This window comes from Microcystis panniformis FACHB-1757, assembly GCF_001264245.1.
GTDB classification, from domain to species: domain Bacteria; phylum Cyanobacteriota; class Cyanobacteriia; order Cyanobacteriales; family Microcystaceae; genus Microcystis; species Microcystis panniformis.
In genome coordinates, this window is sequence record NZ_CP011339.1 from 806894 (window position 1) to 822134 (window position 15241).

Genomic DNA, 15241 nt, shown 5'->3' on the forward strand with positions numbered 1-15241 from the left:
TTTGTAAAGTTAGGTAACAAACATGAATCAAAGTTTAAGTGATGCGCTAGAGCCGATCGCCGCTGCCTTTCGCAGTCTCGGAACTCCCGAACCGATCGTTCATTGGGGACATCCAGTCATGATGGGGATTGTGGTTTTAGTTATGGGTAGTTATACTGCCTATGCCGGTTGGCAAAGCCGTTTAAGCCAAGATGGGGAAGTAGTAGCCAAAAATCGGGCTGATCACCGCAAACTCGCCCCTTGGCTGTTTTTATTTATCGCTCTCGGTTACACCGGTGGTGTTTTATCCCTAGTCATGCAGAAACATCCCATCCTCGAAAGCAGCCATTTCTGGACAGGATCGATCGCGATCGGTTTATTAGCTTTCAATGGATTATTATCCCTCACTGGCTTTGCTGGCGGGAAAAAAGAACTTTTACGGACTATTCACGCCTATATCGGCAGCATTGCCCTGATTTTACTGCTAGTTCACGGTGTTTTCGGTCTTCAGTTGGGATTATCTCTCTAGTTGGTTTATTTATGGCTTCGGGTGGGCTATTTCCCACCTGGAAGTTTTTCACGGTGGAAGACTGTGGCCAAGGAAAATAATTGAAGAAATCATGACTTTAAGCGCTATTGTCGGGATTCTGCGTTTAGAATTAACAGTTAATTTACCAAGAAAGTAAAGTATCGTCACGCAACGAGGAGATAGATATTTTGAAGAAAGTAGAAGCGATTATCCGACCCTTTAAACTGGAAGAGGTGAAAATCGCCCTAGTTAATGCGGGCATTGTCGGGATGACCGTCTCCGAAGTTAGAGGTTTCGGTCGTCAGAAAGGTCAATCGGAACGTTATCGCGGTTCCGAGTACACCGTCGAATTTCTCCAAAAACTCAAGATCGAGATCGTCGTCGAAGATAAGCAAGTCGATATGGTCGTCGATAAGCTGATTTCGGCAGCCCGTACCGGTGAAATCGGAGACGGTAAAATCTTCATCTCCCCCGTGGAACAGATCGTCCGCATCCGTACCGGCGAAAAAGATCTCGAAGCGATTTAACCTCCAAACAAGGGATGATAGTACAATGCTGTCATCCCCCCCATTGAAGGCAATTCCCATCAAGCAGTGTAACCTAATTTGATATCGACCACCAACGACCGATTCCCCCAAACAAAAACTTTGTACCTCACCATTAAGATAAATACTATAATTGCAATCTGCTGAATATCAGTTTAAGCCTTGCTAGAAAAGAGTTTTGCGAATTTTTGGGCTAAAAAAGTACCAGAAACTTGAAGGGGTGACAAGCAGATTGAAAGTGAAACAGGGTGTGGGGGGTAGGGAAAAACCTTGAGACTTTCCCCGAAATGAAGACGAGAGAATTAAGTTAATCAATTTGAAGGGTGACAGCGAGAAGATTTTCCCAGAACCCCACAGCCTAGACCCTGCACCCAGCCTAGACTTTAACCTCATTGTCACCCCTTCCTTCAGCCAGACTAGATATGATCATTTCCGGTGACTAAAAAAACCTCTTGCCTAAAAAGTCATAAATATTATATAATGTTTGATCGTGGCCAAAATCGGTGTTAGGTGGTGCTAAAGGCACTGCCGAGCAGAACCGCCTTGGTCGCTCGGTCTTCGCCGGGATACTGAAGATAAACCCTTTAAGTCCCCAAGAAACAAAGACCAGCAACAATCTAGGCAGAACCAGCAACCCTGTCTAGTCCTACTTACGAATCTAACGGGATGCCAGCTTAAATAACTCGAAAAAAGTCATTCAAGTTGGGCAGGCTGATAAAGCGGGAAAGATTTTTCCCGCTCCTATAGCCACGGCCACGTTATTTTTGATTGTCGTCTAGTAAAGATAAAGAGAACAATCCGTGTCTATCGGTATCCTCGGTACAAAACTGGGCATGACCCAAATCTTCGACAACAAAACGGGAGTCGCCATTCCCGTCACCGTCGTTCAAGCCGGTCCGTGTCCCGTCACCCAAGTCAAAACTAAAAAAACCGACGGTTATGAATCCATCCAAGTGGGGTACAAAACCGTCAAAGAAAAAGCCCTCAACAAACCGCTGCTCGGTCATTTAGCCAAAGCCGGTGTCTCCCCCCTGCGGCATTTAATCGAATACCGCATCGAGGACGCATCCGCTTACACTTTAGGACAAGAAATTACCGCCGCTATCTTCCAAGAAGGCGATTTAGTCGATGTGGCTGGAACCACCATCGGACGGGGTTTCTCCGGCTATCAAAAACGCCATAACTTCAAACGCGGTAACATGACCCACGGTTCCAAAAACCACCGTCTCCCCGGTTCCACTGGTGCCGGTACTACCCCCGGCCGCGTTTTCCCGGGTAAGAGAATGGCCGGACAATACGGATCAACCCAAGTGACCATCCGCAAACTGTCCGTGGTCAAAATCGATAGCGAACGCAACCTGATCCTGATCAAAGGAGCCGTCCCGGGTAAACCAGGAACCCTGTTAAACATCACCCCCGCCAAGAAATTTGGTAAATAGGGCAAGGAAAGATTAAAGCCATGGTTAACTACACAGTCAAAAATTGGCAAGGGGAAGAAGCGGGAACAGGCACCCTGGAACTGAAAACCGCTAAACCCGAAACCGCCAAACATCTAATTCACCGCGTCGTCGTCAGCCATCTAGCGGCGGCCCGCCAAGGTAATGCCTCCACCAAAACCCGCTCGGAAGTGCGCGGCGGTGGTCGCAAACCCTGGCGGCAAAAAGGCACCGGTCGCGCCCGGGCTGGTTCGATCCGTTCTCCCCTCTGGCGTGGTGGCGGTGTCATCTTCGGACCAAAACCGAGAGATTTTGAGGTTAAGGTCAATCGCAAAGAGAAAAGATTAGCCCTGAGAACCGCTTTGATCAGCCAGTCCGATAACTTTATCGTTGTTGAAAGCTTCGCCGAACAGTTCTCCCAACCCAAAACTAAAGAACTCACCGCTGCCTTAAGTCGCTGGGGAGCCAGTCCAGAGGAAAAAATTCTGCTGATTTTGACGGAAATTCCCGAAAATGTCTATTTATCGGGACGTAATATCTGCAATCTCAAAATTATTCGCGCCGATAGTCTCAACGTCTATGATGTCATCCTAGCCGATCGAGTTATCGCCACCGCCGCAGCCCTAGCTAAAATTGAGGAGGTCTATGGTGCTTAAAACTGAAGCCAGACAACTCGCCGATCTGATCCTAAAGCCGATCGTGACCGAGAAAGCCACCCTACTCCTAGAACAAAATAAATACGTCTTCGATGTCGCCTTGAAAGCGACTAAGCCGGAAATTCAAGCGGCGATCGAATTGCTGTTTGACGTGAAAGTAACGAAAGTGAACACCAGCCGCCCCTCTCGTCAGAAAAAACGCGTCGGCCGTTTCCTCGGTTACAAACCCCAATACAAACGCGCGATCGTGACCCTAGCGCAAGGCGACTCGATCGCCCTCTATCCCGACGTATAACCACCAAGAAACCCGATAACGGAAAACTAAACTATGGGTATTCGTTCTTTTAGACCCTTAACCCCCGGGACAAGGCAGGCGGCCATCTCCGACTTTAAAGAGATCACCAAAACCGAACCGGAAAAGTCCCTAACTCATCGCAAACACAGCAAACAAGGGCGTAATAATCGCGGTGTCGTTACCAGTCGTCACCGGGGCGGCGGCCATAAACGCCTCTACCGGATTATCGATTTTCGTCGCGATAAACGGGATATTCCCGCCACAGTAGCGGCGATCGAGTACGATCCTAACCGTAACGCCCGCATTGCCCTGCTTTTCTACAAAGACGGGGAAAAACGCTACATCATCGCCCCCGCCGGTTTAGGTGTTGGTGATACCGTCATCGCCGGAGAAAACGCTCCCTTCGAGGTCGGTAATGCCCTACCCTTAAGTCGCATCCCCCTAGGGACAGAAGTTCATAACATCGAACTCGTCCCCGGTCGCGGTGGTCAAATGGTGCGGGCTGCTGGTGGTTTCGCCCAAGTGGTAGCCAAAGAAGGCGATTACGTTACCATCCGCCTCCCCTCCAAAGAAGTACGCATGATCCGGCGTGAATGCTACGCCACCATCGGAAAAGTCGGTAACGCCGAAGCGAGAAACATCAGTCTCGGTAAAGCCGGTCGTACCCGTCACCGCGGTCAACGCCCCCATGTTCGGGGTAGCGTCATGAACCCAGTGGATCACCCGCACGGAGGTGGAGAGGGTCGCGCTCCGATCGGACGTTCCGGCCCGATGACTCCCTGGGGTAAACCCGCCCTCGGTCGCAAAACTCGCAACAAGAAAAAACGCAGTAGCGATCTGATCGTGCGCCGTCGTAACCAGGGTTAGAAATTATTACTTTACTTTTGACTGAAAATTATGGGTCGTTCACTGAAAAAGGGGCCATTTGTCGCCGGCCACCTGATGGAAAAAATCGAAAAACTCAACGCCCAGGGCAGTAAACAAGTGATTAAAACTTGGTCCCGGGCCTCGACCATCATTCCCGATATGGTCGGTCACACGATCGCCGTTCACAACGGCAAACAGCACGTTCCCGTCTACGTTTCCGAGCAGATGGTCGGTCATAAACTCGGTGAATTCGCTCCCACCCGCACCTTCCGCGGCCACGCCAAGAGCGACAAAAAAGCAGGACGGAAATAGATCAGCCGATACTCCCTCAGTCGTCAGCTAGATAGTGGCCTCTGAGCAAGGCCGAAGAGTCGTGACCATAAATCACCGAGACTGATAACTGATGACTGATAACTGATAACTGATAACTGATAACTGAAATGACCATCGATACCTCTAACGAAGTCAAAGCGATCGCCCGCTATATTCGGATGTCACCCCTGAAAGTCAGACGGGTACTCGATCAGATTCGCGGTCGCTCCTATCGGGAAGCCCTAATTATTCTCGAATTTATGCCCTACCGGGCCTGTGATCCGATTCTCAAAGTCCTGCGTTCCGCCGTTGCCAACGCCGAAAATAACGAAGGACTCGATCCCGCCACTTTAGTAGTTAGCCAAGCCTTTGCCGATGGCGGACCGACCCTAAAACGGTTTCGACCCCGGGCCCAAGGCCGCGCCTACCAAATTCGCAAACCCACCTGTCATATCACCGTCGCCGTCGCTCCTAGCAACAAAGACTAATCACCTTAACTAAAAAAACCACAATGGGACAAAAAATCCATCCCCTCGGTTTTCGTCTCGGCGTTATCAAAGATCACAAATCCTGCTGGTATGCCGACGCGAAACGTTACCCCGAATTAGTGCAAGAAGATCGCCGCATTCGTGAATACGTCGAAAAAAACCTCGCTAATGCCGGTATCGCCGATATTCGCATCGAACGCAAGGCCGATCAAGTAGATATCTCCATCCACACCGCTCGCCCCGGGGTCGTCGTCGGTCGTGGTGGCACGGGAATCGAACAGCTGCGCCTAGGTTTACAAAAAACCCTCGGTAGCCAGCGTCAAATTCGCATTAACGTCATCGAAGTGGCTCGCGTTGATGCCGATGCCAACCTGATCGCCGAATACATCGCCCAGCAACTAGAAAGACGGGTTTCCTTCCGTCGTGTGGTTCGGCAAGCCATCCAACGGGCGCAAAGGGCCGAAGTCAAAGGGATCAAAATTCAAGTTAGCGGTCGTCTGAACGGGGCAGAAATCGCTCGGACTGAATGGGTGCGGGAAGGACGAGTTCCCCTGCATACCCTGCGGGCCGATATCGATTACTCCTATAAAACCGCCAGCACCATCTACGGGATTCTAGGGGTGAAAGTTTGGATCTTTAAGGGCGAAATTATCCCCGGTCAAGAAGAAATTGCCGCCGCCGTTCCCGCTCAAGCACCGCGCCGTCAACAGCGTCGCCGTCAACAGTTTGAAGATCGCTCTAGTGAGGGCTGATCCCTAATATTTATCAGTGGTAAATAGCTCATGTTAAGTCCCAAAAGAACAAAATTCCGCAAACAACAGCGCGGACGGATGCGCGGGCTGGCCACCGGCGGAAATACGATTAATTTCGGCGATTTCGCCCTGCAAGCCACCGAACCCTGTTGGATTACTTCCCGTCAAATCGAAGCCGCCAGACGGGCAATGACTCGTTATATTCGTCGGGGTGGCAAAATCTGGATTCGCGTTTTTCCCGATAAACCCGTCACCCAACGAGCCGCAGAAACTCGGATGGGTTCCGGGAAAGGTTCCCCCGAATTCTGGGTGGCCGTGGTTAAACCGGGGTTCATTATGTTTGAAATTGCCGGGGTAGCCGAACCGGTAGCCCGGGAAGCAATGCGCCTAGCCGCCCAAAAATTACCGATTAAGACCAAATTTATCACTCGCGAGGAGGATTTTGTCTAATGGCTCTGCCGAAAATCGCCGAAGTGAGGAAGATGAGCGATGACGACATCGCTGATGCTATCCTCGATGCCAAAAAGAAACTGTTTGAATTGCGTTTGCAACAGGCCACCCGCCGCTTGGAAAAAACCCACGAATTCAAACACACCCGCCACCGTCTTGGCCAATTATTGACCGTAGAACGGGAGCGCCAACTAGCCCAGTCCACCCCGGAGGCATAACCCGTTATGGCAGTTAAAGAAAGAGTTGGGGTAGTGGTCAGCGACAAAATGGATAAAACCGTAGTGGTAGCCATTGAAAACCGCTCTCCTCACCCTAAATACGGCAAAATCGTCGTGAAAACCCAGAAATTTAAGGCTCACGACGAAGAAAATCAAGCCAAACAAGGCGATCGAGTTCGTATTCGTGAAACCCGCCCCCTCAGTAAAACCAAACGTTGGCAAGTGGCGGAAATATTAACCGATAATTAAATTTCACCTAGGTAAAAACCGTGATTCAACAACAAACCTACTTAAATGTCGCTGACAATAGCGGGGCGCGGAAACTGATGTGTCTGCGGGTGCTGGGAACAGGTAACTGTACCTACGGTGGCATCGGTGACAAAATTATCGCCGTGGTTAAGGACGCTATCCCCAATATGCCCGTGAAAAAATCCGATGTGGTCACTGCGGTGATTGTGCGGACCCGTCAAACCGTCCGTCGCGATAGCGGCATGAGCATTCGTTTTGATGATAACGCCGCCGTGATTATTAATAATGACGGTAATCCCAAAGGTACTAGGGTTTTTGGTCCTGTCGCTCGGGAATTGCGCGATAAAAACTACACCAAAATTGTTTCCTTAGCCCCAGAAGTTCTCTGATCAAAGTGAAAAGTACCAAGGCAATTGGCTGATGGCTAGTCTAAAACTTTTCACACTTTGAGGTCAAAAAAAATGAGTAAGAAAAACATTCAAACCCCACCCCAAAGGCAAAAAATGCACGTTAAAAAAGGGGATGTCGTTCAAGTAATCGCTGGTTCCGATAAGGGCAAAGTGGGCGAAATTTTACGCGCTTTGCCCCAAGAAAGTACCGTGGTGGTCAAGGGAGTTAATATCCGCACCAAACATACTAAACCCCAACAGGAAGGAGAATCGGGTCAAATCCTTACCTACGAAGCACCGATTCACAGTTCCAAAGTGATGCTTTATTCCGAGAAGAAAAAAATCGCCAGTCGGGTGGGTTATACCTTTACCGAAGACGGTCGGAAAGTGCGGATACTGAAGAAAACTGGCGAAATTATTGATTAGTTTCCCATCAATTCTAGTTCCTGACCAAGCCCAGGAAAAGTAAGCAGAAAAACTATGAGCCAAAAACTAAAAACCACCTATCAAGAAACCATTGTTCCGAAACTGAAAGAACAATTTGGTTATACCAATATCCACCAAGTACCTAAAGTTATCAAAATTACTGTTAACCGCGGTCTTGGGGAAGCTTCACAAAACGCCAAAGCTTTGGAGTCTTCCAAGGAGGAACTGTCCACCATCACCGGACAACAACCGGTAGTGACTAGAGCTAAAAAAGCGATCGCTGGTTTCAAAATTCGCGAAGGAATGCCCGTGGGTGTGATGGTGACATTGCGCGGCGATCGAATGTACGCTTTTTTAGACCGTCTAATTAATCTGGCCCTACCACGTATTCGCGACTTTCGCGGTATCAGTGGTAACAGTTTTGATGGTCGTGGTAACTACAGTTTAGGCATTCGTGAACAGTTGATCTTCCCTGAAATTGAATACGACAAAATCGATCAAATTCGTGGGATGGACATCTCAATCATCACCACCGCTAAAAACGACGAAGAAGGACGCGCCCTCCTCAAAGAGATGGGAATGCCCTTTAGATAAATCAATCAAGAGAAAAGTCAACAGTGACCAGTAAATAAGTGATCAGTGAACAGTAAACAGTGAACAGTACACAGTACACAGTGATTCAGTCAAAAGACAGCAGGAAACTGCTATTTAATACTACTCACTTAATACTCAAATCTGATAACTGATAACTGACCACTGATAACTGATAACTGACCACTGATGTTGATCCCAATTTAGGAGAAAAACAGGTAATTCATGTCTGCTAACGATACCATCTCGGATATGCTGACCCGCATCCGTAACGCTTGCGCGGTTCGGCAGACCACTACTCAAATTCCCACCACGCGGATGACGCGCAGTATTGCTCAAGTTCTCAAGAACGAAGGCTTTATTGCTGACTTTGAGGAAGTGGGTGAGGGGATTAAATCTCAATTAGTTCTTTCCCTCAAATATAAAGGCAAAAACCGTCAACCGATCATTACTACCCTCACCAGAGTCAGTAAACCGGGACTGCGAGTTTATTCCAACAGTAAAGACTTACCGCGCGTCCTCGGTGGCATTGGCATCGCCATTGTTTCCACCTCTAGAGGCATTATGACCGATCGCGAAGCCCGTAAACAAAACGTTGGCGGCGAAGTCCTTTGCTACATCTGGTAAACAAGGATAAGCTATCAGCCGTCAGCCTTCCCCAGTTTAAACCCGATAGCTGACCCACTGATAACTCTTCCCTGATAACTGATAACTGATAACTGATAACTGTTATGTCTCGTATTGGCAAACGCCCGATTCCTATTCCCAATAAAGTCACCGTCGATATCGATGGTGCTACCGTGACGGTGAAAGGACCCAAAGGAACTCTCCAGAGAACCCTACCCACCGCCGTCACCATCAATAAAGATGGCGAAACCCTGCTCGTTACCCGTCAAGACGATTCGCGTACCGCCAGAGAACGCCACGGACTCTGTAGAACTCTAGTAGCCAACATGGTGGAAGGAGTCGCTACCGGCTTTCAAAAACGCCTCGATATCCAAGGGGTAGGCTACCGCGCCCAGGCGCAGGGTAGTAAATTAGTTCTCAACGTCGGTTACAGTAAACCCGTGGAAATGGAGATGCCCGATGGTGTTTCCGTCGCCGTAGAAAATAATACCCAAGTTATCGTCAGTGGCATCGACAAAGAAGCGGTCGGTAACATTGCCGCTAAAATCCGCGAAGTTCGTCCCCCCGAACCTTATAAAGGAAAAGGGATTCGCTATCTTGGTGAAGTCGTCCGTCGCAAAGTTGGTAAAGCTGGCGGTAAAGGCGGTAAAGGAGGTAAAAAATAAACCATGAAACTTAGTCGCAAAGAATCAGTCCGTCGTCGTCACCAGCGTGTGCGTCGCAAAATTAATGGCACTGCTGAACGGCCGCGTTTATCCGTATTTCGTTCTAATAACCACATCTACGCCCAAATTATCGACGACGTAGCCCAACATACCCTCGCGGCCGCTTCTACCCTAGAGGCCACCTTGCGCGGGGAATTAGAGTCCACCGCTACCCAAGAAGCCTCGGCTGCCGTGGGTAAACTGGTGGCCCAACGGGCCCTAGAAAGAGGCATTGAACAAGTGGTTTTTGATCGCGGTGGCAATCTCTATCACGGTCGCGTCAAAGCCTTAGCAGAAGCCGCTCGGTCAGCCGGCTTAAACTTCTAAAATATCCTTTCAACACTGATAAAACTATGGCAAAACGTCGCAAAGGCAACCGCGAAAAAGAAAAAGAAACCACTTGGCAAGAGCGGGTCATCCAGATCCGCCGGGTTAGTAAAGTGGTTAAGGGTGGTAAAAAACTCAGTTTCCGGGCCATCGTCGTGGTCGGTAATGAAAACGGCCAGGTGGGAGTGGGAGTTGGCAAAGCAGGGGATGTTATCGGGGCCGTCCGTAAAGGCGTGGCCGATGGCAAAAAACAACTAATTGAAGTCTCCTTAACTAAGGCTAGTTCTATCACTCACCTCACCCGGGGTGCTTCCGGTGGCGCTCAGGTGCTTATGCGTCCAGCTGCTCCGGGGACTGGGGTTATTGCTGGGGGTGCTGTCCGTACCGTTTTAGAATTAGCTGGGGTGAAAAATATCCTCGCTAAACAACTCGGTAGCGATAACCCCCTCAATAACGCTAGAGCCGCCGTCAACGCCCTGGAAACTCTCCGCACTTTCTCCGAAGTTGCTAAGGATCGAGGCGTATCTATAGAACATTTGTACACATAGAGAAATCACCATGAAACTCCACGAAATCGCCCCCCAACCGGGGTCAACTAAACGCCGTCGTCGTGTGGGACGGGGTGTCTCGGCCGGCCAGGGCGCTAGTTGCGGTCTGGGAATGCGCGGACAAAAATCTCGCTCTGGGACAGGGACTCGCCCCGGTTTTGAGGGGGGACAAATGCCCCTCTATCGTCGGGTGCCGAAATTAAAGCATTTTCCTTTGGTTAACCCCCGTCAATACACGATCGTTAATCTGAAAAAATTAGCTTCTTTACCCGCTAATACGGAAGTTACCTTGGAAAGTCTCCTAAAAGCTAACATTCTCACCAGCAACGACGGCCCTTTAAAAGTTCTGGGTGATGGTGAAATTACCGTTCCCCTCAAGGTGAAGGCCGCCGCTTTTAGCAATAGTGCTAAAGAGAAAATTACCGCCGCTCAAGGTACTTGGGAAAAGATATAAATTTCCCCAGGAGATTACAAGAAGCAGGCGGGGAACGGGCAGCAGCGAGTTTTTTGCTGTGTGCAGTAAACAGTAATCAGTGAACTGAAAACTCACATCTGATGACTGATAACTGATAACTGATCACTGATAACTGAAGACTGGATTGCTATATCATAAGAAAGACAGGGGAAATCTTAAAAAAATCGAGAAAGTTTTCCCCCTCGATTACTTTTTCCCATAAAAAAACTGCACTAGAGGTAACTGTTAATGGTCGTCAGTCGTGATAAGGCTCCCACGGCACAGGAAACGTTTATGCAAATGGCACAGGCGGCCGGTTTACGCGGTCGCTTGTTGATTACATTGGGTTTACTGATTCTGCTCCGTTTTGGGATGTTTGTACCGATACCCGGTTTGGATCGGGCAAGATTAGCAGAAATTATTCAAGGTAACGCCGCTTTGGGAATCCTTGACCTGTTTACCGGGGGAGGATTATCGACGTTAGGGATTTTTGCCCTCGGCATTCTTCCCTATATCAACGCCTCAATTATCGTGCAACTGCTCACCGCTGCCCTTCCTTCTTTGGAAGATTTACAGAAAAATGAAGGGGAGGCAGGACGGCGAAAAATTGCCCAAATTACCCGTTATATTGCCTTTGGTTGGGCAATTATTCAAAGTATCGGTATTACTCTCGGTTTATTGGTGGCTAACGGCGTTGTGGCCGGAACTTTACCCTCGATCGCCGCTACGGTTCTCGCTTTAGTGGCCGGTTCTATGTTCGTGATGTGGATTTCGGAACTGATTACGGAACGCGGTCTGGGAAATGGAGCATCTTTGCTGATTTTTGTCAACATTGTCGCTGTTTTACCGAAAACCCTCGGTGATACGATTACTTTTGCTCAACAGGGTGGCCGACAAGCGATCGCTCAAGTGGTGATTCTCTTGCTGGTTTTCTTGGTGATGATTATCGGCATTGTTTTTGTTCAGGAGGGAACCCGTCGGATTCCGATTGTTTCTGCCCGTCGTCAGGTGGGTCGTCGTCTCTATCGGGAAAGAACCAGTTATCTACCCCTACGACTCAATCAAGGGGGCGTGATGCCGATTATTTTCGCCTCCGCAGTGTTGGTCTTACCTTTTCAATTGGTGCAAGCTTTACCCACGGATAACCCCGTCGGTCAGGTTTTAGTCCAGTTGGTTAATGCCCTGCGTCCCGATAGTTGGGGTTATGTGGCTTTTTATAGCTTACTAATTCTCGGTTTTAGTTTCTTCTACGCTTCCCTGATCGTTAACCCCAAAGATATGTCCCAAAACCTGAAAAAAATGGGAACCAGTATTCCGGGGATTCGTCCGGGGACCGCTACTACTAATTATCTGGAAGGGGTGCTGAATCGTCTCACCCTTTTGGGCGCTCTCTTTTTAAGTTTGGTGGCTACGATTCCGACTTTGGTAGAAAGCGCCACCGGTGTCACCACTTTTCGCGGTTTGGGGGCAACTTCCCTGTTAATTCTGGTGGGGGTGGCGATCGATACGGCGAAACAAATTCAAACCTATGTCATGTCTCAACGCTATGAGGACATGATTAAAAAGTAGTTAGATAGTTAACCAGTGACCTTTTAGCGGTTACTGGTTGTTTTTTACCTTAAAACCCTATATTTAATCCATGAGCAAACGGATCGGTGTGATATTTTTGGGACCGCCCGGATCGGGAAAAGGAACCCAAGCGGCAAAATTAGCGGAATCTCTGACGATTCCCCATATTTCTACCGGTGAAATTTTACGTCAAGCAATTACAGAGAAGACAGAACTTGGTCAGCAAGCACAAGCTTATGTGGAAAAGGGCGAATTAGTCCCCGATGAGTTGTTGTTAGGTTTAATTCAGGAACGTTTAAAACAGCCTGACAGTGCTAAGGGTTGGATTCTTGATGGTTTTCCCCGCACGGTGGCACAGGCGAGCTTTTTAGACGCATTACTGGAAGAATTGGCCGATAGTTACACATTTGTGGTCAATTTGGCTGTACCAGATACGGTCTTAATTGAGCGTCTGATGCAACGGGGTCGTCAAGATGATACTCAAGAAACGATCGCCCGTCGCCTACAGGTTTATATCGACCAAACTGCCCCCGTTTTAGATTATTACGGTCAAAAAGGGACTCTTAACCATATCGACGGTAATCAACCGCTGGACGCGGTTACGGCGGCTTTAACAGCAGTTGTCACTCCTGGGTAAAGTTTCCCTCATTCAGTCATCAGTGATCAGTAATCAGTGATCAGTAATCAGTGATCAGTAATCAGTGATCAGTTATCAGTAATCAGTTATCAGTCATCAGTCAGTAAGTAGTCATGCAAAATTAATTACCTGCCCGATCGAGCTAAAACCCTTACGGGGCAATGATCGTCATGTGTAAATAATTTTGCCTAGGTACTTAAAAATTAGACCTCTTGCAAAAGTCTTAAGTCGATCCTTGTACAGCAACATTTTTGAAGATTATCAACTACTAATAAATAATTAACTGAAAGTCCCTCCCATTATTGTTTCTATCGTTTGTTTTCGGATTTATGCAAGAGGTCTATCACCACTTTTTATAAGTTTTTTATATCAAACAAGCTTTAATAGTTGAGAATATTTAAATTTACATTTCGCAATATTTATCTTTTCTTAAGAATTTAATGAGAATTATTCTCATTTGTTTACGAGGTTGCAATACTTCCAGCGATTATGGTATAATTTCGCAGTATGAAATGATAGGCTTATCCGTGCTTTTTTGGGTTTTTAGCTGTCTGTTGATTCTGAAAACCCTTGCTAAATCTACACTCACCTATTTGGGAACAGCAATAAATGGGGGTTAAAGAGCCTTTTAAAACCCAACCCGTTGATCAATTAATTGTGTAGTTTTGTTGCAAAGAGAAAGTTTTTTTGACAAAAAGAACAAAGTGTGCTGCCACTGGATTGAACTTAGTGTCAACATTCATCCCGTCGCGCTCAAGGGAGGGACTTCTGCTGACACTAAGTTAAAATCAAAAGCAGGATACTGTGTATGACGGAAAAACTCGATGAACTCAGTGATTAAAGCGGTACAAACTGCCTATTATGGGGATGCAGCCTATCGGACACCACCACCAGACTTGGAATCTCTCCTGCTCAAAGAGAGAATTGTCTATCTGGGGTTGCCCTTATTTTCCTCCGATGATGTCAAGCGCAATGTCGGGGTGGACGTGACGGAATTAATTATCGCGCAACTGCTTTACCTGCAATTTGACGATCCCGAAAAACCGATTTTCTTCTATATCAACTCTACCGGCACATCCTGGTACACCGGCGACGCGATCGGTTACGAAACGGAAGCTTTCGCCATCTGTGACACCCTCAACTACATTAAACCTCCCGTTCATACTATCTGTATCGGTCAGGCCATGGGAACGGCAGCGATGATTCTTTCCGCGGGAACCAGGGGTTTTCGCGCCTCCTTACCCCACGCTACCATCGTTCTCAACCAAAACCGCACTGGGGCGCAAGGACAAGCCACCGATATCCAGATTCGCGCCAAGGAGGTAATCGCCAACAAACAGACGATGTTGGAAATTTTCTCGAAAAATACGGGTCAAACCACCGAAAAACTGGCGAAAGATATGGATCGCACCTTCTATCTCACCCCACAACAGGCGAAAGACTACGGATTAATCGATCGCGTTCTCGAAAGTCGCAAGGAACTGCCGAAACCCCTCGCCCAAGTTAGTTAAGATTTATTACAAATTAGCAGGAGTTGTTACCAATTATGCCTATCGGTGTGCCAAAAGTTCCCTACCGTCTGCCGGGTAGCCAATACGAACAGTGGATTAGCATTTACAGCCGTCTTTCGGTGGAACGCATTCTTTTTTTAGGACAGGAAGTCACCGACGGGTTAGCCAATGCCCTTGTGGCCCAAATGCTTTATCTCGACTCAGAAGACCCCACCAAACCCATCTATCTCTATATCAACTCGCCAGGGGGTTCCGTTACCGCCGGTATGGCCATCTACGACACCATGCAGTACATCAAAGCGGAAGTGGTGACTATCTGTGTGGGATTAGCGGCCTCTATGGGGGCATTTTTACTGGCTTCTGGTAGTCCGGGTAAGCGTCTCGCTCTTCCCCACGCGCGGATTATGATTCACCAACCCATGGGCGGAACCGGGCGCCGGCAAGCGACGGATATCGACATTGAAGCTAAGGAAATCCTGCGTATTCGCCAGCAATTAAACGAAATTATGGCTAATCGCACCGGACAAACCATCGAACGTATCGAAAAAGACACGGACCGCGATTATTTCCTCTCCGCCGAGGAAGCTGTCGCCTACGGTTTAATTGATAAGGTGGTGGAGGGAAGACCGGCTTAAGTCAGCCATAGGTTAGAACAGGTTTCTCGCCTGTTCTAACCTTTTTT

Annotated in this window: 24 protein-coding genes; all 24 read left to right on the forward strand. The window is 48.3% G+C overall.

Features of this window, described 5'->3' with window-relative positions:
- The first annotated feature begins 22 nt into the window (after positions 1–22).
- The 24 genes from VL20_RS03905 (at position 23) to VL20_RS04020 (ending at position 15194) form a co-directional block, all read left to right on the forward strand.
- Positions 23–508: a DUF4079 domain-containing protein gene (locus tag VL20_RS03905; RefSeq protein ID WP_052275663.1), complete on the forward strand. Its 486-nt coding sequence runs from the start codon at positions 23–25 to the stop codon at positions 506–508.
- A gap of 188 nt (positions 509–696) precedes the next feature.
- Entirely contained in the window at positions 697–1035 is a 339-nt protein-coding gene (locus VL20_RS03910) for a P-II family nitrogen regulator (RefSeq protein WP_002787863.1), read from the forward strand.
- An 818-nt stretch (positions 1036–1853) separates the two neighbouring features.
- Positions 1854–2492 (forward strand): 50S ribosomal protein L3, encoded by a 639-nt coding sequence (rplC, locus tag VL20_RS03915; protein ID WP_052275664.1) that lies wholly within the window; start codon positions 1854–1856, stop codon positions 2490–2492.
- A 20-nt stretch (positions 2493–2512) separates the two neighbouring features.
- The gene (gene rplD, locus VL20_RS03920; RefSeq protein ID WP_002757580.1) at positions 2513–3145 is read left to right on the forward strand and encodes a 50S ribosomal protein L4; all 633 of its coding nucleotides are present in this window, start codon (positions 2513–2515) and stop codon (positions 3143–3145) included.
- Positions 3135–3440 carry a 50S ribosomal protein L23 gene (locus tag VL20_RS03925; protein WP_052275665.1) on the forward strand — a complete coding sequence of 102 codons (306 nt, stop codon included), beginning with the start codon at positions 3135–3137 and terminating at the stop codon, positions 3438–3440. Before rplD ends, VL20_RS03925 begins: the two co-directional genes overlap by 11 nt.
- 33 nt (positions 3441–3473) lie before the next feature.
- Positions 3474–4307, forward strand: a complete 834-nt coding sequence (gene rplB / locus VL20_RS03930) for a 50S ribosomal protein L2 (RefSeq protein ID WP_002746601.1) — start codon at positions 3474–3476, stop codon at positions 4305–4307.
- A 30-nt stretch (positions 4308–4337) separates the two neighbouring features.
- Positions 4338–4619: a 30S ribosomal protein S19 gene (gene rpsS / locus VL20_RS03935; protein ID WP_002753908.1), complete on the forward strand. Its 282-nt coding sequence runs from the start codon at positions 4338–4340 to the stop codon at positions 4617–4619.
- A gap of 128 nt (positions 4620–4747) precedes the next feature.
- A complete protein-coding gene (gene rplV / locus VL20_RS03940) occupies positions 4748–5107 on the forward strand; it encodes a 50S ribosomal protein L22 (RefSeq protein WP_002746605.1) in 360 nt (119 codons plus the stop codon).
- Positions 5108–5130: 23 nt separating this feature from the next.
- Complete coding sequence (gene rpsC / locus VL20_RS03945) at positions 5131–5859, forward strand: 30S ribosomal protein S3 (RefSeq protein WP_052275666.1); 729 nt, start codon at positions 5131–5133, stop codon at positions 5857–5859.
- Between the two features lie 30 nt (positions 5860–5889).
- Positions 5890–6309, forward strand: coding sequence for a 50S ribosomal protein L16 (gene rplP / locus VL20_RS03950; protein WP_002734310.1), 420 nt, complete (start codon positions 5890–5892; stop codon positions 6307–6309).
- Positions 6309–6527, forward strand: a complete 219-nt coding sequence (gene rpmC / locus VL20_RS03955) for a 50S ribosomal protein L29 (RefSeq protein WP_002746608.1) — start codon at positions 6309–6311, stop codon at positions 6525–6527. The genes rplP and rpmC overlap by 1 nt, the downstream gene beginning before the upstream one ends.
- 6 nt (positions 6528–6533) lie before the next feature.
- Positions 6534–6776 carry a 30S ribosomal protein S17 gene (gene rpsQ, locus VL20_RS03960; protein WP_002801923.1) on the forward strand — a complete coding sequence of 81 codons (243 nt, stop codon included), beginning with the start codon at positions 6534–6536 and terminating at the stop codon, positions 6774–6776.
- Positions 6777–6796: 20 nt separating this feature from the next.
- On the forward strand, positions 6797–7165 hold the full coding sequence (rplN, locus tag VL20_RS03965; RefSeq protein ID WP_002732358.1) for a 50S ribosomal protein L14: 369 nt from the start codon (positions 6797–6799) through the stop codon (positions 7163–7165).
- 72 nt (positions 7166–7237) lie between these two features.
- Positions 7238–7591: a 50S ribosomal protein L24 gene (rplX, locus tag VL20_RS03970; RefSeq protein ID WP_002777681.1), complete on the forward strand. Its 354-nt coding sequence runs from the start codon at positions 7238–7240 to the stop codon at positions 7589–7591.
- Positions 7592–7645: 54 nt separating this feature from the next.
- Positions 7646–8185 (forward strand): 50S ribosomal protein L5, encoded by a 540-nt coding sequence (rplE, locus tag VL20_RS03975; protein ID WP_002734750.1) that lies wholly within the window; start codon positions 7646–7648, stop codon positions 8183–8185.
- 222 nt (positions 8186–8407) lie between these two features.
- Complete coding sequence (rpsH, locus tag VL20_RS03980; RefSeq protein WP_052275667.1) at positions 8408–8809, forward strand: 30S ribosomal protein S8; 402 nt, start codon at positions 8408–8410, stop codon at positions 8807–8809.
- Positions 8810–8913: 104 nt separating this feature from the next.
- Entirely contained in the window at positions 8914–9474 is a 561-nt protein-coding gene (gene rplF / locus VL20_RS03985) for a 50S ribosomal protein L6 (protein WP_052275668.1), read from the forward strand.
- A gap of 3 nt (positions 9475–9477) precedes the next feature.
- Positions 9478–9840 (forward strand): 50S ribosomal protein L18, encoded by a 363-nt coding sequence (rplR, locus tag VL20_RS03990; protein ID WP_002746610.1) that lies wholly within the window; start codon positions 9478–9480, stop codon positions 9838–9840.
- Between the two features lie 26 nt (positions 9841–9866).
- Positions 9867–10388, forward strand: a complete 522-nt coding sequence (gene rpsE / locus VL20_RS03995; protein WP_052275669.1) for a 30S ribosomal protein S5 — start codon at positions 9867–9869, stop codon at positions 10386–10388.
- Positions 10389–10398: 10 nt separating this feature from the next.
- Complete coding sequence (rplO, locus tag VL20_RS04000) at positions 10399–10842, forward strand: 50S ribosomal protein L15 (RefSeq protein ID WP_052275670.1); 444 nt, start codon at positions 10399–10401, stop codon at positions 10840–10842.
- A 249-nt stretch (positions 10843–11091) separates the two neighbouring features.
- On the forward strand, positions 11092–12411 hold the full coding sequence (secY, locus tag VL20_RS04005; RefSeq protein ID WP_052275671.1) for a preprotein translocase subunit SecY: 1320 nt from the start codon (positions 11092–11094) through the stop codon (positions 12409–12411).
- Positions 12412–12481: 70 nt separating this feature from the next.
- Positions 12482–13048 carry an adenylate kinase gene (locus tag VL20_RS04010; protein ID WP_052275672.1) on the forward strand — a complete coding sequence of 189 codons (567 nt, stop codon included), beginning with the start codon at positions 12482–12484 and terminating at the stop codon, positions 13046–13048.
- Positions 13049–13872: 824 nt separating this feature from the next.
- The gene (locus VL20_RS04015) at positions 13873–14559 is read left to right on the forward strand and encodes an ATP-dependent Clp protease proteolytic subunit (RefSeq protein ID WP_052275673.1); all 687 of its coding nucleotides are present in this window, start codon (positions 13873–13875) and stop codon (positions 14557–14559) included.
- Positions 14560–14594: 35 nt separating this feature from the next.
- Positions 14595–15194 (forward strand): ATP-dependent Clp protease proteolytic subunit, encoded by a 600-nt coding sequence (locus VL20_RS04020; protein WP_002734165.1) that lies wholly within the window; start codon positions 14595–14597, stop codon positions 15192–15194.
- Positions 15195–15241 lie beyond the last annotated feature (47 nt).

What these genes read in the sequence shown, in the direction of transcription:
- VL20_RS03905 (WP_052275663.1), top strand. Translation starts at nt 23, where the DNA reads ATGAATCAAAGTTTAAGTGATGCGCTAGAGCCGATCGCCGCTGCCTTT.
- rplD (WP_002757580.1), top strand. Translation starts at nt 2,513, where the DNA reads ATGGTTAACTACACAGTCAAAAATTGGCAAGGGGAAGAAGCGGGAACA.
- VL20_RS03925 (WP_052275665.1), top strand. Translation starts at nt 3,135, where the DNA reads ATGGTGCTTAAAACTGAAGCCAGACAACTCGCCGATCTGATCCTAAAG.
- rplB (WP_002746601.1), top strand. Translation starts at nt 3,474, where the DNA reads ATGGGTATTCGTTCTTTTAGACCCTTAACCCCCGGGACAAGGCAGGCG.
- rpsS (WP_002753908.1), top strand. Translation starts at nt 4,338, where the DNA reads ATGGGTCGTTCACTGAAAAAGGGGCCATTTGTCGCCGGCCACCTGATG.
- rplV (WP_002746605.1), top strand. Translation starts at nt 4,748, where the DNA reads ATGACCATCGATACCTCTAACGAAGTCAAAGCGATCGCCCGCTATATT.
- rpsC (WP_052275666.1), top strand. Translation starts at nt 5,131, where the DNA reads ATGGGACAAAAAATCCATCCCCTCGGTTTTCGTCTCGGCGTTATCAAA.
- rplP (WP_002734310.1), top strand. Translation starts at nt 5,890, where the DNA reads ATGTTAAGTCCCAAAAGAACAAAATTCCGCAAACAACAGCGCGGACGG.
- rpmC (WP_002746608.1), top strand. Translation starts at nt 6,309, where the DNA reads ATGGCTCTGCCGAAAATCGCCGAAGTGAGGAAGATGAGCGATGACGAC.
- rpsQ (WP_002801923.1), top strand. Translation starts at nt 6,534, where the DNA reads ATGGCAGTTAAAGAAAGAGTTGGGGTAGTGGTCAGCGACAAAATGGAT.
- rplX (WP_002777681.1), top strand. Translation starts at nt 7,238, where the DNA reads ATGAGTAAGAAAAACATTCAAACCCCACCCCAAAGGCAAAAAATGCAC.
- rplE (WP_002734750.1), top strand. Translation starts at nt 7,646, where the DNA reads ATGAGCCAAAAACTAAAAACCACCTATCAAGAAACCATTGTTCCGAAA.
- rpsH (WP_052275667.1), top strand. Translation starts at nt 8,408, where the DNA reads ATGTCTGCTAACGATACCATCTCGGATATGCTGACCCGCATCCGTAAC.
- rplF (WP_052275668.1), top strand. Translation starts at nt 8,914, where the DNA reads ATGTCTCGTATTGGCAAACGCCCGATTCCTATTCCCAATAAAGTCACC.
- rplR (WP_002746610.1), top strand. Translation starts at nt 9,478, where the DNA reads ATGAAACTTAGTCGCAAAGAATCAGTCCGTCGTCGTCACCAGCGTGTG.
- rpsE (WP_052275669.1), top strand. Translation starts at nt 9,867, where the DNA reads ATGGCAAAACGTCGCAAAGGCAACCGCGAAAAAGAAAAAGAAACCACT.
- rplO (WP_052275670.1), top strand. Translation starts at nt 10,399, where the DNA reads ATGAAACTCCACGAAATCGCCCCCCAACCGGGGTCAACTAAACGCCGT.
- secY (WP_052275671.1), top strand. Translation starts at nt 11,092, where the DNA reads ATGGTCGTCAGTCGTGATAAGGCTCCCACGGCACAGGAAACGTTTATG.
- VL20_RS04010 (WP_052275672.1), top strand. Translation starts at nt 12,482, where the DNA reads ATGAGCAAACGGATCGGTGTGATATTTTTGGGACCGCCCGGATCGGGA.
- VL20_RS04015 (WP_052275673.1), top strand. Translation starts at nt 13,873, where the DNA reads ATGAACTCAGTGATTAAAGCGGTACAAACTGCCTATTATGGGGATGCA.
- VL20_RS04020 (WP_002734165.1), top strand. Translation starts at nt 14,595, where the DNA reads ATGCCTATCGGTGTGCCAAAAGTTCCCTACCGTCTGCCGGGTAGCCAA.